Origin of the sequence: Roseovarius nitratireducens (assembly GCF_002925845.1) — a bacterium.
Lineage (GTDB): Bacteria > Pseudomonadota > Alphaproteobacteria > Rhodobacterales > Rhodobacteraceae > Roseovarius > Roseovarius nitratireducens.
Genome location: NZ_PDNI01000004.1, coordinates 1 through 13,805 on the forward strand (window position 1 = coordinate 1; position 13,805 = coordinate 13,805).

The following is a 13,805-nucleotide window of genomic DNA, read 5'->3' on the forward strand; positions in this document are numbered from 1 at the left end:
AACTGAACGACTACCGGCTGGCGCCGGTAGGATCAGCGATGTGCTGTTCCAGGTACTGAAGTACGATGTCTTCGGTGATGGCACCGTTAGTGGTTGAAAAGTACCCTCGCCCCCAAAACCGGCAGCCCCAGTAGCGCTTTCGGATGGCTGGAAACTCCCGTTGCACCTTGTGGGACGAACGGCCCTTCATCTTGCGCACCAGATCCGCGATCGCGAGCTTCGGCGGCACCGAGACGAACATGTGGACGTGATCGCTCGACAGCACCCCGCGCAAGATGTCGACCTCGTTCTCGCGGCACACCTGCCGGCAGATGTCGCGCACCCGCAGTCGCAATGCCCCGGTCAGCACCTTGTAACGGTATTTGGTCGACCAGACGATGTGGTAGCGGTGATAGAAGACGCAGTGTTTGCCGGTGTCATATTGCATGATCGTACCCTCAGAAAAATGAGCCTTCGACCCGGCTGCGGCTCATTTTTCTGAGGGTACGATCATAACACGATTCTTTCACGCTGAAGCAGGTCCGACTGGAAGTCGGAGGGTTTGCTCCAGGGCGTGGATACTAAAGGTGCCTGGGATCATGCGGCGCCAGAGACGCCCGTCGTGCCCGCCATCCGCCACGCGAAGTTCTGGTTTCAGCCCTGCAGCGCGCAAATCGAGAAACATCTCCAGCGTGCCGTCATAGGAGCCGAACCAATCATCGTCGCCGACGATGAGCAGGATTTCCGGCGGTGATGCCGCAGCGGCTATCTGGCTTACATAGGAGAAGGGCGACTCTGCGATGTAGAGGTCAATGTCGAATGGGCTTCCGAAGGTGCCGCCGTACCAGTGATCCACGTTCCGGCGTCGCGCCGCGTCGGGGCCGTGCTGCCAGGACACGCCGCCAGGCTTGAACAGGCCCGCACTAAGTGCGGCGACGGCGGCGAAACTGTCGGGGTACTTGAAGGCCAGGCGAAGGGCACCGAAGCCGCCCATGGACAAGCCGGCGATGGCCCGCGCACGGGCATCCTTTTTGGTCGAGAAGCGCCGGTCGATCTCCGGAATGAGGGCGGCCATTATTGCCGTCTCAACGTCTCCAAATGTCACGCTATCGACATACCAGCTTTTCCCCGCATCCGGCATCACGGCAATGACCGGGGCGATCCGGCCCGTCGCAATCGCGGCGTCGAGCGTTTTAGCCAGCTCAAGCCGCTCGATCCATTCATTACTGGAAGCACCGAAGCCGTGCAACAGGTAAACCACGGGAAAGGACGGCACGGACGTATCATCAGCATCGGGGCCGGTATAGGGAAGGTAGACGCTGTAGCTGATACGGGTGCCAGTGGCTGCGTCCTTAGCGATCAGATCACGTATCACTTGGCTGGCGTCCGCTTCCCCGGCCATCGATGCGAGAAGCCCTGCGACGGCGCAGATCATTCGTGCGACTTTTCCATTCATGGCGGTCTCCATGTTTCGCGTTTCATTTCGCGTATCCTTGTGACTAGAAATATGCTTGTCGGTGGCGATGGGACTGAAGCCTATGGCGGAACCTCTGCTTAGTCCTGGATCAGAATGGCGAACTGGGCCATCTGGCACTGGTTGGGGCCAGGTTCGCCGCTGGCGCGCGCGGTATCGGGCCAGGGCGGTGGCAGGCTGTCATCGGTGCATCCTCCACGGGCGGTGGAGAGCATATCACTTTCCTGCCCGGCGATGAGCGGGCCATGATCGTGCAGGGCGAAGTGCACCTCGGCGCCGGTTGGGTTCGTTAGCCCGGTGCCAAGCCAAGAATAGGCCAGATCACCGGTGGGTATGAAGGTACGGAAGCTGGCGGCTCCGTCCGGCCCGACCACGACACCATCGCCATAGGTGATGTCAGCCTCAACCTTCTGCGTAGCGCCCAGCACATCGTTGCCGGTGCAGTGGTTGACCTCGTCCATGGCGCAGGCTTCGGGCTTGTTGATGATGGCCACCCACATCGTGTAGGCATGGCCCGGCTTGAGCGCTTTGGTGTCGAAGATTCCGCTGATCCCATCATCGCTCGAAACGAGTTTGGCGCGGGCACCAGCCACGACGTTGATGGCGCCCGTCATCTTATGGGTCTTGATTTCCGCGTCGGTGCTGTCGGCGGAGGCGCCAGGTGCCACGCCCAGTGCCAGCAGACCGGCAATTGCAGCTTGAAGAATTGAATGTCGCATAATTGATCCCTCCTCTTGAGCCGAGCCGCCGCGCGGTGTGCCTCGGCGGGCCAGTCACATTTACGGATGGTGCTAATTGTGCTACTTTTTAATGGAGAGTGCTTGAGGACAGCCTGAAGATTTCTAGGGAATCTCTGATTTTCCCCTATTTTTTCTGTCACCAGCCGGAATCTTTCAATGTCGTACCGCTTTGACGGTTTTGTCTTGGAACGGGAGCAGGGCCTCTTCAGAAACGGCGCTGAGGTTCCGCTTGAACCCAAGAGTTTTGCACTGTTGCTCTATCTGGTTGAGTACCGTGACAGGGTTATTTCCCGTGATGAGCTGATCGAGCATATCTGGGATGAGCCTGTTGTCTCGGAGGCGGCGGTGAGCACGCAGATCCGGGCTATCCGCCGGGCGCTTGGCGACACAAACGTGCAACAGAAGTTCATCCGCACGCATCCGAAGCGGGGTTTTCAGTTCGTAGCGCGGATTGATAGCTCCGAGCCATCTGATGATACGACGAGAAAGAAACGGGGAAGGATGGGTACGCCGAGCCTGGTGGTGCTTGCCGTCGTGGCGGTGGGCGTTGCCGCCTTTCTGTGGGGACCTCCGCGGCAACAGGCGGCCGGCGTTGAGGCTCCGCGGTTGTCCATCGCCGTGCTGCCGTTTGACAATCTGTCGGGCGATCCGTCGCAGGAATACTATGCCGATGCGTTTACCGAAGATTTGATCACCGATCTTTCGCGCATTCGCGATGCGTTCGTCATCGCGTGGCGAAGCTCGTTTACCTATAAGGGCAAGTCTGTGGCCGTGACGCAGGTCGCGAAGGAACTGGGTGTGCGCTATGTGCTGGAAGGCAGTGTTCGGCGCGAGGGCGATGAGGTCCGGATCAATGTGCAGTTGATCGATGGGACACGCAACCATCACATCTGGTCGCACCGGTTCGTGCGGGATGTGACAGAGGTGTTTTCCGGCCAGTATCAGGTGACCGGCCAGATCGCCTCGGCCCTGAAGGCGGAGCTGCGGGAGGCGGATTTCAGGCGACAGGGGCCGCAGGACAGCATGGAAGCCTGGGATTATGCGCTGAAGGGAAACATGGAACTGGTGCAGCCAGACCGCGATTTCCGTGTCGCCAAGGATCTGCTGGAAAAGGCGATTGAGCTTGATCCCAAGGTTGCATCGGCCTGGAGCGGACTGGCGTTTGTGCACTTCGCCGGTAGTTTTGGCAATATCCGGGGTGTGTCGCAGCCCAATTCCGAGGATATGTCGCTGCAGGCGGCGAAACGGGCGGTGGCGCTTGATCCGAAGAATGCCGAAGGCCACTGGATGGTGGGAGTGGGTTATGCCCGCAATGGGCTGACCGATCTGGCCTGGGCGGCCTGTCAGGAGGCGATATCGCTCAACCCGAACAACGATTGCGGTTACGTCTGCGCGGGGTTGACCAAGCTGGCGATGGGCCAACCGGAGGAAGCCGTGCCGTTCTTCCAGCATTCCAACCGGCTGAACCCGCAGTTCCGAACCTTCACGAAGCTCAAGTTCATGGGGGTCGCCTTTGTACAGAGCGGTCAGTATGAAATGGCGATTGAGGCGGTGAACAAGGCGCTGGTGAAGGCACCTAATGATGCGCTGGCCTATATGATCTTGAGTTCAGCTCTGGCACTAAAAGGAAAAGGCGTTGAGGCCGAAGCTGCGTTAGAACAGTTCTTGTCACTGCGTGGTCAAACCACTATCGCCGACCTGCGCGCAGCCTATACTTGGATGGGGCCTGGATTCGAACGTGTACTTGAAGGCCTTAGAATGTCAGGCCTAAGTTGAATTTCGACTGGTGTCACCGTGCCCATATTTCGGACGGAGCGGCATTATGGGAAGTGGAAAGAAGGTGTTCAATCCCACGGTTTGATGGTGTGATCCTTTCGCAGGAATGGAAGGAAGCACTATGGGACAAGTTCGTCATGGCAGCGCCATGACCACGCACGCGGTCATAGCTGCAATACAGCGATCGCAGGCTTCGCTCTCGGAGTTGAGCCGGGAGTTGGGGATCAACCCCAAGACGGTTGCGAAGTGGCGGAAGCGCCAGACGGTTGAGGATCAGAAGACCGGCCCGAGTGTTGATTCCTTGAAGTTGATGAGCCCGCAAGAAAGGCTTGAGCGCCTTGAGGCCGCCGTGCCGCAATGGATCGAGCGATGGACATTGCGGTATCGCTACGTGCTCTTGGCCGTGTTGATCAATCTGCCCGGCAATAGCCTGATTGGTGGGGGTGGCGGCATATTGCTGGCTGCAGGGTTGAGCGGTTGTTTTCGCTTCCAGCGATTTTGGTGACGGTGATCCTGGCGACAGCGCCGGTGCCACTGGCCGTCTGGTTGATCGGCGCGGATTTCCTGAAGTGACGCCTCTTACGCTACCTCCGTCAGCGCATCGATGACGGGGCATTCGGGTACATCATCTCCTGTGCATTGCGCCACAGTGGAAGATAGGACGTGCTCGATGCGCCTCAGGTCGGCGATCTTGGCGCGAACAGAGGTGAGATGAGTGATTGCCAGAGCTTGCACCTCGCCACAGGTCTGGGCCCCTCCATCGACCAAGGCGAGAAGATCGCGCACCTCTTCGAGCGTGAACCCCAATTCGCGCGACCGCATGATGAAGCGTAGGCGCCCGACATGGCTTTCGTCGTATGCGCGGTAGTTTTTGCTGGTACGTGGCGGCTCCGGCATGACCCCGATATTCTCGTAGTAGCGGATTGTTTCAAGATTGCATCCGGTCATCCGGGACAGATCCGAACGGCGAATGATCTTCACTGTTTTGTGATGAGTTTTCACGTTGGACTCCCTTGAGCCTGTATCAGCTACAGACACTAGGTTGAAGTCATCAATGAGGCAAGGACGATTCGAACCATGACTGAAACCACATCCGCAGGCCGGGAGACGGCATTCGACGAAACACCGACTGCCGACAAAAAGGTGTGGGCGACAACCGGGCTGGGAGTGCTTGGCGCGCTTGCTATGACCTCGTGCTGCATCCTTCCGCTGGTGCTGGTGAGCTTCGGCGTCACCGGCGTTTTCATTGCCCAGTTGGGCGCGCTCTACCAGTACAAGTGGATCACCTTCGCACTGAGTGCCGCGTTCATCGGTTACGGCTTTTACAAGGCCTACCGCCTGATCCCGGCCGAGGCCTGTGCCGACGGAACCTGCGCGCGTTCAATGAACCGGACACTCATGCGATCCATTCTTTGGATTGCAACCGCCATCGTCACCGTCGCGATGATCTTTCCCTTTCTCACCCCGTACCTCCTGTCCTACTGAAAGGCCAAACCTATGAAATCAATCCAACTCGCCATCGCGGCCCTGGGAATTCTCGCAGCGGTGCCCGCCAGCGCCGCAGAACAGCACATCAATGTCGACGTCGGCGAACTGACCTGCCCATCCTGCTCCTTCACGGTGGCGGCGGCCATGCGCGGTGTGCCTTCCGTTCAGATCATCGACTTTCAGGAAGGTCGCGCTTGGGGCGAAGGCATCTATGTGGTCGCGTATGACGACCAGGCGGCCAGTCCTGACATGATCATCAACGCCGTCCTGGCCAACGGATATCCGGCCGAAGTGCTTCAGCCCGGCGGCTCCTGAGGATTGAATGAGGGCGCGGGCCATGGATGACAAATATATGGGGGGGGTTCTGGCCTTCATCATCGCCGCTCCCATCATGGTGATCCGTTGTGGCGGCGGTGGCGTCATCTTTGCCGCCATCCTTGGTGGGCTTGGCGGGTGCTTGTCTGGGCTCGGCGGCATCGCCACCGTGATCGCAGCCTTTGGCGTGGTGCTGTTGCTTCGGGAGATCAGACGACATCGAGCTATAAAGGCCGATGGCCCGGACGACGTGACCTGCTGCCTTCCCAAGGCCACGGCGCCCCGCGGCCCTGCCGAAACCGGACACCAGTAGGATGTCGGTCTGGTCGGCAATCGGCAAGGTTGCCGGAGTGGTGGCCTTTCCTGTGGTGTTCGGTGGCTCTTGCGGCGGCGGTGAGGCCTTTCTTCTCGGGTCCGGCGCAACGAGTGCCCTCGGCACGTGGCTTGGCGGCGGAGGTTTGGTCGCCGCGGCAGGCGTCGGACTCATTGTGGTATACACAATCAGGCAATTGGTCCTTCGCCGGTCCAGTTGCGCGACAGAATTAGAAACGGAATGTTCATGAGTTCACACGAAAGCAAACATAAAAGGCTATTGAAACGGGGGCTAATAGGCAGCTGCATCGCTGCGATTTGTTGTTTTACGCCTTTCTTAGTCGTCATTGTCGCTGGTGTGGGGCTTTCTGCCTTTGTCGGTTGGCTTGATTACGCCCTCTTCCCGATGCTTTTCGCATCACTGAGCGTGATCGCGTATGCTCTCTGGCTAGAGGCTGGAAAACCGGGGCGAAGCCCAAAATCCCTTCTAATTGTCCTGGCGGTGACGCTTTCAGCGCTGCTCTTGTGGCTGGAGTTTCGCTTTGCTTTGCGGATCTCGGTCGCCGCCGCTTTGGCGGTGGCGGGATATGCACTCTGGCTCCGAAAATCCGGCCGGGTTGCGGCGGAACTTACGGACAGTGAACCGCGGTAAATCCCGCATCAATCAAGGCAAAGGACCGACACATGATCAACTCTGCACAGGAAATGTTGCAAATGGCCCCGCAGATGGTGAGGTGCTGCTCATTCGGCTTTTTGGGCGTGTTCGCCGGTCTCATTTTGATGGCAACGCCACTGATCGGGGTTGCTGCGATTGCGTACCTGCTTGCGAAACGCCCGCAGGCCGCCGTCCGCCCAAATGAAACCTAGGGCGAAAGCCAAACAGGAAAGCAGAATATGAAGAGTAATTACGACCTCATCGTGATCGGCGGCGGCACTGGCGGCAATGGCGTCGCCCGAATGGCCGCCAATGCCGGCTGGAAGGTGGCCAGTATCGATAGCCTGCCACATGGCGGCACCTGCGCCCTGCGCGGCTGCGATCCCAAGAAGATGCTGATCGCTGTCACAGAGGGTGTCGAATGGGCGAAAAATATGAAAGGCAAGGGGCTGGAGTCAGAAACCTCGGTCAACTGGTCTGACATGATCGCCTTCAAGCGCACTTTCACCGACACCATGCCTCCGCGCATCGAGGCGGGATTGGACAAGGCCGGTATCGACGTCATGCACGGCGCGGCGCGGTTCACCGGCCCGGATAGCATCGAGCTGAACGGCGAGACCCTGCGGGCGAAACATTTCCACATCGCCACCGGCGCGCGACCGATGACGCTGAACATTCCCGGCGAGGAACATCTGGCCACCTCGACCGACTTCCTGGAACTGCCCGAGCGCCCCGACCGGATCGCCTTCGTCGGCGGCGGCTTCATCGCCATGGAATTCGCCCATATCGTTAAGCGCGCGGGCGCCGGCGAAGTGACCGTGCTTGAAATGATGGATCGCCCCGTGAGCAACTTCGATCCCGATCTGGTCGCGATGCTGGTCGAGGCGACGGCCGAGCTCGGCGTCGATCTGAGAACGCAGGCGAAGGTGCTGAGCATCGAGAAGCAGGGCGACGAATTCACCGTCACAGTGGAACGGCCCTCCGGCACCGAGACCGTGACTTGTGACCTGGTGGTGCATGGCACCGGCCGGGTGCCCAACATCGACGGGCTGAACCTCGAGGTCGCCGGCGTCGAATACGGACGCCGCGGCATCAAGGTCAACGCCGCGATGCGCACCACCAATCCTGCGATTTTCGCAGCTGGCGACTGTGCGGACAGCGGGTTGAACCTGACCCCTGTCTCGGCGGCGGAAGGGCGCATTGCCGGCAAGAACCTGCTGGCGGGAAAGAACGCGCGCGAGGTCAAGTATCCGCCGATCCCATCAGTCGTCTTCACCCTGCCGATGGTCGCCACCCTGGGCTTGTCAGAAGCGACGGCAAAGGAACAAGGCCTGAAGTTCGACGTGCATTTTGAAAAGACGGACGGCTGGTATTCGTCGCTGCGCGTTGGCGCGAAGTGGACCGCCTACAAGGTTCTGGTCGAACAGGGCACCGGCAAGATCCTCGGTGCGCATCTGATCGGGCCGGGGTCCGAAGAGCAGATCAACCTGTTCGCCATGGCCATGGGCGCAGGGCAGACGGCAAACCAGATCAAGGCGATGATCTTCGCCTATCCCAGCTATGCCTCCGACATCGGGTCGATGGTGTGATTTGAAATTTGACCGGCGCCACGAGGGAGGCGCAGGTTACCAGAAAAAAAGGAAATGAAAATGGATCAAACTGTCAAGGCACATGATTGCTGCTCAGCGAAAGACGCTAGCGGCGGCGACTACGACCTGATCGTCGTTGGCGCCGGCTCGGCCGGGTTCTCCGCCTCGATCACCGCCGCTGGGGAAGGCAAGCGGGTGGCCCTTGTCGGGCATGGCACGATCGGCGGCACGTGCGTGAATGTCGGCTGCGTGCCGTCAAAGGCGATGATCCGCGCGGCTGAAGCGGTGCATGGCGGCACATCTGCCGCCCGCTTTCCCGGCATCGAGCCCTGCTCGCACAGCGTGGACTGGTCGGCGGTTGTCAAGGGCACAGCCGATCTGGTCGGCGAGATGCGGCAGAAGAAATACATCGACTTGTTACCCGCTTACGAGAATGTCACCTATATCGAGGAAGGTCCGGCCCGGTTGATCGAGGGCGGCGTCGCGGTCGGCGAACGTGTGATTTCCGCTCCGCGCGTCCTGATCGCCACCGGGTCGCGCCCGCACCTGCCCGACGTCGAGGGCATCGACACCGTGGATACGCTCGATAGCACCGGGCTTCTGACCCTGCCCGTGCGCCCCAAAAGCGTCATAGTGCTGGGCGGCGGCTATATCGGCTGCGAACTGGCGCAGATGGCGTCGCGGCTGGGGGTGAAGGTCACGCTCGTGACCCGTTCGCGCCTTCTGCCCGGCGCCGAACCGGAGGTGGCCGAGGCGCTGACCGAGGCGCTGAAGTCCGAAGGCATCACCATCGAGACCAGTCTGGCTTACGTTTCGGTCGCGCAAGGCGCGGGCGGCGTGAGGCTTACCATCGAGCGTGGCGGCAAGGCCGAGGTTCTGACGGCGGAACGGCTGGTGGTCACCACCGGTCGTGTGGCCAACACCGAAGACCTCGGGCTCGCGGATCTGGGCGTCGACCCCGACGCGCGCGGCTCGATCAGGGTCGGACCTGACATGGCCACCACGCGGGTCGGCGTTTGGGCGGCAGGCGACGTCACCGACCGTGACCAGTTCGTCTATATGGCCGCCTACGGCGCCAAGGTGGCGGTCAACAATGCACTTGGGCTGGAACCGATGCGCTATGACAACGCCGCGATGCCCTGGGTGGTGTTCACAGACCCGCAGGTGGCCGGCGTCGGCCTGTCAGAGGCAGAGGCGAAAGCGGCCGGTCACGAGGTCAAAACAAGCGTGGTCACGCTTGATAACGTGCCCCGCGCTGCCGCCGCCCGTGACATTCGTGGTGTGATCAAGCTGGTCGCAGATGCGAAGACTGATCGCCTACTGGGGGGCCAGATCGCGGCGCCAGAAGGTTCCGACTCGATCCAAACGCTCGCTATGGCGCTGAAGTTCGGCATGACCACAAAGGCGCTTGGCGAAACGATCTTCCCCTACCTGACCACGGTCGAGGGGCTGAAACTCGCCGCACAAACCTTCGACAAGGACGTCGCGAAACTCAGCTGCTGCGCGGGGTGACACGATGAAAGATACCGGTGGCAAGGGTTCGTTGGCTGTGCTTCTCGCGCTCAAGCTGGTCTGTTGCGGCGGACTTCTGCTCGCCACCGGCGTACTTTCTCTTGGCGGGCTCTTGTCGCTGATCGATCAGCCAGTAGTCAAAGCCGGAGGCGTGATCCTCCTGTTATTGGCAGCGGGCTGGCTTTCGTGGCGAGCGGTTTCGAACAGACATACGCACCGGTCACGGAAAGAAGGCGGGCATGCCCATGAACACCGCCGAGACATTGCCTGACGGTGACGCCAGCCGGGTCAGTTTGGCCCGCGGCGGCACAGCACTTGTTCTTTGCGGTGGCGGCGGCCACGGGGCGCTGGAAGTCGGTTTTGCCCGCGCCCTCACGGAGCTTGGCGTTCGATACGACCAAATCCTCGGGACCTCAATCGGTGCGGTGAATGGTGCGTTTCTGGCGGGTGGTATGTCCGCCGATGACCTGGCCGGTCTGTGGTGCACCGTTCGGCTGCGACAGCTGCTGCGACCAAATTGGAATTGGGTGCTGCACCCGCGCTCCAGGCCCGGCCTGCTGTCGCTCGCCGCCTTCGGCCGGTTGCTGGAACGAACGCTTCCCGCTCGCCGGTTTGAGGACTTGCGCGTCCCCTTGACCATCGTCACGACCGACCTGATCACCAGCAAGGCTTGCTACCGGGAAGGGGCAGGTGACATCATCGCGCCGCTGCTCGCCTCGGTCAACCTTCCCGGCATCTTTCCGCCGGTGCAGCTTGACGGGCATCCGCATATCGACGGGGGCGTCGCCGAAAACGCGCCGCTGGCACGCGCCGCCGCGATCGGATCACGCCACGCGTTGATGATCGAATGCGCATGCGCCAGTCCTTGCAGGCGTCCACCATCGGGACTGATCGGCACCATCGGCCGCGCATTCGAGATCGCGCTTGCGCGCAAGCATCGGGCCGAGTTGCCACTGCATGAAGGTCGGATGGGCATTGTCCGGGTTGTGCCTGAACTTGACGACGAAACAGGTTTTTTGAACCTCTCGCAAACTTCGTCCCTTTTGGAGATAGGTTACCAGCAATCGATGGCTGCTTTGTACAAGCTTCCGGAGTGTGTCGTCAGCAAAGAGAGAGCAAATTTGAGCCAGAATTCGCGCGAATCAGTTGCCTGAGAAAAAGAGGAAGTTATGGAGAACCGCGCTGAAGACTATGCTCCAGACAATTCGATCATCTCGGATTCAATAGTCCTAGAAGCTCTCGGCGCGCTCATGACCGGGGCCCGGCTGGCGGCACGCTGGGGCGGCCTTTCACCCGCGTCGCTGCAGGCGCATCAGGCGATCCTGCACGCGTATCTGACGAGTGGCGACCCACCTTCCGTTTCCGAATTCTCCGCGGATACGCTTTCCGATCTTGGACAGCGCGATCTCGTGCATGTGCGCGATGGACGCATAGCGCTGGCTTACCCGTTTTCAACCCGACCTACCGATTTTCAGGTGCGCGTGGGAGGGGGGGAGGTGCATGCTATCTGTGCGGTCGATGCACTCGGCACTGCGGCCATGGCCCGCGAACAGGCCGAGGTTACGTGCGTCTGCCCGACCTGCCGGGCCGGTGTCAGCATTGGCATTTCGCCGGGGGGCCTCACGGTCGAACATGCCTCCACGCCCGATCCTCGGGTCTGGACCGGGGTCAAGGACGTCGGGACCTGTGCCGCCGACAGCCAGTGCAAATCGATGCTGCTGTTCTGCAGCCCCGAACATCTGGACACCTGGAAACGGTCCCAACCGCAGTCTGCGAGGGGGTTCGACCTGTCGCTGGAACAAGGTGTGCGCCTCGGCGCGGCGATCTTTCGGCCTTTCCTGCATGCCCAAACTAATAAGGCATCGTCATGAGCTCCCTCGTCATCTATGGATTCACCGCAGGCGCGGTTGCAACAGTCAACCCGTGCGGCTTTGCGCTTCTACCTGCATGGTTCGCACGTGAAATGGCGGTACACGAAGGCCGCCCCGCGGCTGATCGCTTGATCCGGGCGATTGGTTCGGGCGGAATGGTATCCCTCGGGTTCGTCTCGATATTCGTGGTTGCCGGTGTCCTCCTGGCCGCCGGATCCGAGTGGCTTGGGCCGGCGTTGCCGTGGATCGGTGTAACGCTGGGATTGGCGCTGGTGCTGATAGGCATCAGTTGGGTTGCTTCAGTCCGACTTCCGGGGGTTCCGGTCGTTGAAAGATGTCGCCGGGTCAGCACGCGCTATGGTGCGTTCGGATTTGGCCTCTTCTATGGACTTGGGTCTATCTCTTGCACGCTACCGGTGTTCATGTCCGTGGCCGGTCTGTCGTTTCTTTTGGAGAGCGAAATTTCCTTGGCCGGATTTCTGGCCTACCTGGCCGGTGCGACTATCGTTTTGACCCTGGTCGCCTTGGGCGGAACACTCGTTGGGTCGGGGTTGTTGAAGCTTGTGCAGGTTAGCGCCGGGTTTTTGCGACGGACTGCCGGCGTACTGATATTGCTGGCCGGTCTCTATATCGCCCTCTACTGGGGACGGCTGTTCCTCGACAATGCGACATGGGCGGACGAAATCGCCTATTCGGTCGGAGCGTATGCATCGAGGGTTGGCATGTTTCTGTCGTCCAGGACCGGCTTGACAATATTGCTGTCAGGTTTCGCCGCGATCGCCCTGATGGTATGGATCGCGCGCGTTAGCGGAGCCAACCGCAAATAGGTTTCCGGTCAATCGACCGGATACCCGAAAGCAGCTGCCCAAACAGTTCATCGCCAGAGTTAATGCCCAAATTCGCAGCCGGACTTCATGAAGGTCATGGCACATTTGGGCCGTTTGATTTCTCGGTCGGTTTGCTGTGAAGCAGGCGCCGGGTTTCGATTTTCTTTCGTTTGATCGTTTCTCGTTATTGCACGTTGGCTAGCGAACTGGCTCGCGGTGGATCGTTAATTCTGGATTTATTTTCCATAATTCAGTGTGTTTCCTGCTTGACCCCGCACTATGGTGCAGGGTGTAGAGCTATCAACAAGGAGAGAAACATGGCGAATCTGACCATTGGCAAAGCCGCGGAATCGGCGGGTGTACGTATCGCGACCATCCGGTTCTACGAACGCCGCGGCTTGATAGCACAGCCGCCCAAACCGCAGAGCGGTTACCGGATCTATCCGCCCGAAACGGTGGCGCGTATCCGGTTTATCCGGCAGGCGCAGGATATCGGGTTTTCGCTCGCGGAAACCGCTGAACTTCTCTCGTTGCAGGCACGACCAGACTCGGATTGCGCCGACGTCCGGGAGCGCGCGCAGGCCAAGCGCGCGGAGGTGGAGCGAAAGATCGATCAACTGGTCCGCGTCCGCGCTGCCCTCGACGATCTGATTGCGGCCTGTCCGGGAAATGGCGCGCTGCGCGCATGCAGCATCCTGAGCGCGTTGAGTGAGGGTGAACACAAAGTTCACAACTGAATGAAAGGAAGGAACCGATGCGGAATTTCGTGCGGACCGGACTTGCCGGTCTTTTCGTAGCCTTTAGCGCGGCGGGGGCTTTTGCCGGGCCGGTCTACGAGGTCCACGTTGCCGGGCTTGCCTGCCCCTTCTGCGCCTATGGGATAGAAAAAACCCTTGGCGCCATCGAAGGTGTTGAAAGCGCCCGCACAAACCTTGAGGCGGGCGTTGTCGTGGTCGAAATGGCCGATGGCGCGACGCTGAGCGAAGCGCAGGCCAGAACAGCTGTCGATAAGGCCGGCTTTACGCTGGAGGGCCTTGAGAAGACGGGAGACTGAGATTGAAGCACGCCTTCCTCTCAAGCGTCGACCGGTCTTTCCGCGCCTCGGGCACCGTTCTTGCCAGCACTCTTGCCGGGCTCTTTTCCGGTCAGGCGCTGGCGGCGCCGCAAACCTTCAACACCGCCTTGCCCGTCGCAGAGGGCGAGGTCGTGTTTCGCGAACAGTTCCTTTACCGCAAGGCCGATGACGACCCAGGCCCGGCCAACCGCG

Annotated in this window: 19 protein-coding genes and 1 pseudogene; 16 read left to right on the plus strand and 4 right to left on the minus strand. The window is 60.4% G+C overall.

The features are described 5' to 3' along the window. Window positions 1–10: 10 nt before the first annotated feature. The 3 genes from tnpA to CRJ03_RS00025 form a co-directional block, all read right to left on the minus strand. Window positions 11–427: an IS200/IS605 family transposase gene (gene tnpA, locus CRJ03_RS00015; RefSeq protein ID WP_104016879.1), complete on the minus strand. Its 417-nt coding sequence runs from the start codon at window positions 425–427 to the stop codon at window positions 11–13. Window positions 428–505: 78 nt separating this feature from the next. Then, window positions 506–1,447: an alpha/beta hydrolase gene (locus tag CRJ03_RS00020; protein WP_104016880.1), complete on the minus strand. Its 942-nt coding sequence runs from the start codon at window positions 1,445–1,447 to the stop codon at window positions 506–508. A gap of 86 nt (window positions 1,448–1,533) precedes the next feature. After that, window positions 1,534–2,172 (minus strand): hypothetical protein, encoded by a 639-nt coding sequence (locus CRJ03_RS00025; RefSeq protein WP_104016881.1) that lies wholly within the window; start codon window positions 2,170–2,172, stop codon window positions 1,534–1,536. A 177-nt stretch (window positions 2,173–2,349) separates the two neighbouring features. On the opposite strand from CRJ03_RS00025, the gene CRJ03_RS00030 reads away from it, so the two are divergent. After that, complete coding sequence (locus tag CRJ03_RS00030) at window positions 2,350–3,969, plus strand: winged helix-turn-helix domain-containing tetratricopeptide repeat protein (RefSeq protein ID WP_104016882.1); 1,620 nt, start codon at window positions 2,350–2,352, stop codon at window positions 3,967–3,969. 121 nt (window positions 3,970–4,090) lie between these two features. Next, a pseudogene (locus CRJ03_RS00035) lies at window positions 4,091–4,321 on the plus strand (transposase); the annotation flags it as partial. A gap of 227 nt (window positions 4,322–4,548) precedes the next feature. Here the strand turns inward: CRJ03_RS00035 and CRJ03_RS00040 are convergent. After that, a complete protein-coding gene (locus CRJ03_RS00040) occupies window positions 4,549–4,950 on the minus strand; it encodes a MerR family transcriptional regulator (protein WP_104016883.1) in 402 nt (133 codons plus the stop codon). Window positions 4,951–5,046: 96 nt separating this feature from the next. Here CRJ03_RS00040 and CRJ03_RS00045 point away from each other — a divergent pair, with 96 nt between their 5' ends. The 14 genes from CRJ03_RS00045 to CRJ03_RS00105 form a co-directional block, all read left to right on the plus strand. Next, entirely contained in the window at window positions 5,047–5,454 is a 408-nt protein-coding gene (locus CRJ03_RS00045) for a mercuric transporter MerT family protein (RefSeq protein ID WP_104016884.1), read from the plus strand. 12 nt (window positions 5,455–5,466) lie between these two features. Further along, complete coding sequence (locus tag CRJ03_RS00050) at window positions 5,467–5,772, plus strand: heavy-metal-associated domain-containing protein (RefSeq protein WP_104016885.1); 306 nt, start codon at window positions 5,467–5,469, stop codon at window positions 5,770–5,772. Window positions 5,773–5,794: 22 nt separating this feature from the next. Continuing rightward, window positions 5,795–6,085: a hypothetical protein gene (locus CRJ03_RS00055; protein WP_240611497.1), complete on the plus strand. Its 291-nt coding sequence runs from the start codon at window positions 5,795–5,797 to the stop codon at window positions 6,083–6,085. A 246-nt stretch (window positions 6,086–6,331) separates the two neighbouring features. After that, entirely contained in the window at window positions 6,332–6,736 is a 405-nt protein-coding gene (gene merF, locus CRJ03_RS00060) for a mercury resistance system transport protein MerF (protein ID WP_240611499.1), read from the plus strand. 32 nt (window positions 6,737–6,768) lie between these two features. Further along, the gene (locus CRJ03_RS00065) at window positions 6,769–6,951 is read left to right on the plus strand and encodes a hypothetical protein (RefSeq protein ID WP_104016887.1); all 183 of its coding nucleotides are present in this window, start codon (window positions 6,769–6,771) and stop codon (window positions 6,949–6,951) included. A 51-nt stretch (window positions 6,952–7,002) separates the two neighbouring features. Then, a complete protein-coding gene (locus CRJ03_RS00070) occupies window positions 7,003–8,328 on the plus strand; it encodes a dihydrolipoyl dehydrogenase family protein (protein ID WP_240611501.1) in 1,326 nt (441 codons plus the stop codon). Between the two features lie 60 nt (window positions 8,329–8,388). Continuing rightward, a complete protein-coding gene (gene merA, locus CRJ03_RS00075) occupies window positions 8,389–9,840 on the plus strand; it encodes a mercury(II) reductase (protein ID WP_104016889.1) in 1,452 nt (483 codons plus the stop codon). 4 nt (window positions 9,841–9,844) lie between these two features. Beyond that, window positions 9,845–10,111 (plus strand): hypothetical protein, encoded by a 267-nt coding sequence (locus tag CRJ03_RS19545; RefSeq protein ID WP_129590209.1) that lies wholly within the window; start codon window positions 9,845–9,847, stop codon window positions 10,109–10,111. Then, window positions 10,086–10,994 (plus strand): patatin-like phospholipase family protein, encoded by a 909-nt coding sequence (locus CRJ03_RS00080; RefSeq protein WP_206018250.1) that lies wholly within the window; start codon window positions 10,086–10,088, stop codon window positions 10,992–10,994. The genes CRJ03_RS19545 and CRJ03_RS00080 overlap by 26 nt, the downstream gene beginning before the upstream one ends. 15 nt (window positions 10,995–11,009) lie before the next feature. After that, window positions 11,010–11,711, plus strand: coding sequence for an organomercurial lyase (gene merB, locus CRJ03_RS00085; protein WP_104016891.1), 702 nt, complete (start codon window positions 11,010–11,012; stop codon window positions 11,709–11,711). After that, a complete protein-coding gene (locus tag CRJ03_RS00090) occupies window positions 11,708–12,538 on the plus strand; it encodes a cytochrome c biogenesis CcdA family protein (RefSeq protein ID WP_104016892.1) in 831 nt (276 codons plus the stop codon). Before merB ends, CRJ03_RS00090 begins: the two co-directional genes overlap by 4 nt. 317 nt (window positions 12,539–12,855) lie before the next feature. Then, a complete protein-coding gene (locus CRJ03_RS00095) occupies window positions 12,856–13,275 on the plus strand; it encodes a MerR family transcriptional regulator (protein WP_104016893.1) in 420 nt (139 codons plus the stop codon). A gap of 17 nt (window positions 13,276–13,292) precedes the next feature. Next, window positions 13,293–13,592 (plus strand): heavy-metal-associated domain-containing protein, encoded by a 300-nt coding sequence (locus tag CRJ03_RS00100; protein ID WP_104016894.1) that lies wholly within the window; start codon window positions 13,293–13,295, stop codon window positions 13,590–13,592. A 2-nt stretch (window positions 13,593–13,594) separates the two neighbouring features. Further along, the coding region (locus tag CRJ03_RS00105; RefSeq protein WP_206018252.1) for a hypothetical protein at window positions 13,595–13,805 on the plus strand (211 nt) is incomplete at its 3' end.

Excerpts from the sequence above, each read along its gene's own strand:
- tnpA (WP_104016879.1), bottom strand. The coding sequence starts at position 427 with ATGCAATATGACACCGGCAAACACTGCGTCTTCTATCACCGCTACCAC.
- CRJ03_RS00055 (WP_240611497.1), top strand. The coding sequence starts at position 5,795 with ATGGATGACAAATATATGGGGGGGGTTCTGGCCTTCATCATCGCCGCT.
- CRJ03_RS00095 (WP_104016893.1), top strand. The coding sequence starts at position 12,856 with ATGGCGAATCTGACCATTGGCAAAGCCGCGGAATCGGCGGGTGTACGT.
- CRJ03_RS19545 (WP_129590209.1), top strand. The coding sequence starts at position 9,845 with ATGAAAGATACCGGTGGCAAGGGTTCGTTGGCTGTGCTTCTCGCGCTC.
- CRJ03_RS00100 (WP_104016894.1), top strand. The coding sequence starts at position 13,293 with ATGCGGAATTTCGTGCGGACCGGACTTGCCGGTCTTTTCGTAGCCTTT.
- CRJ03_RS00065 (WP_104016887.1), top strand. The coding sequence starts at position 6,769 with ATGATCAACTCTGCACAGGAAATGTTGCAAATGGCCCCGCAGATGGTG.
- CRJ03_RS00030 (WP_104016882.1), top strand. The coding sequence starts at position 2,350 with ATGTCGTACCGCTTTGACGGTTTTGTCTTGGAACGGGAGCAGGGCCTC.
- CRJ03_RS00080 (WP_206018250.1), top strand. The coding sequence starts at position 10,086 with ATGAACACCGCCGAGACATTGCCTGACGGTGACGCCAGCCGGGTCAGT.
- merF (WP_240611499.1), top strand. The coding sequence starts at position 6,332 with ATGAGTTCACACGAAAGCAAACATAAAAGGCTATTGAAACGGGGGCTA.
- merB (WP_104016891.1), top strand. The coding sequence starts at position 11,010 with ATGGAGAACCGCGCTGAAGACTATGCTCCAGACAATTCGATCATCTCG.
- CRJ03_RS00045 (WP_104016884.1), top strand. The coding sequence starts at position 5,047 with ATGACTGAAACCACATCCGCAGGCCGGGAGACGGCATTCGACGAAACA.
- CRJ03_RS00025 (WP_104016881.1), bottom strand. The coding sequence starts at position 2,172 with ATGCGACATTCAATTCTTCAAGCTGCAATTGCCGGTCTGCTGGCACTG.
- merA (WP_104016889.1), top strand. The coding sequence starts at position 8,389 with ATGGATCAAACTGTCAAGGCACATGATTGCTGCTCAGCGAAAGACGCT.
- CRJ03_RS00090 (WP_104016892.1), top strand. The coding sequence starts at position 11,708 with ATGAGCTCCCTCGTCATCTATGGATTCACCGCAGGCGCGGTTGCAACA.
- CRJ03_RS00050 (WP_104016885.1), top strand. The coding sequence starts at position 5,467 with ATGAAATCAATCCAACTCGCCATCGCGGCCCTGGGAATTCTCGCAGCG.
- CRJ03_RS00020 (WP_104016880.1), bottom strand. The coding sequence starts at position 1,447 with ATGGAGACCGCCATGAATGGAAAAGTCGCACGAATGATCTGCGCCGTC.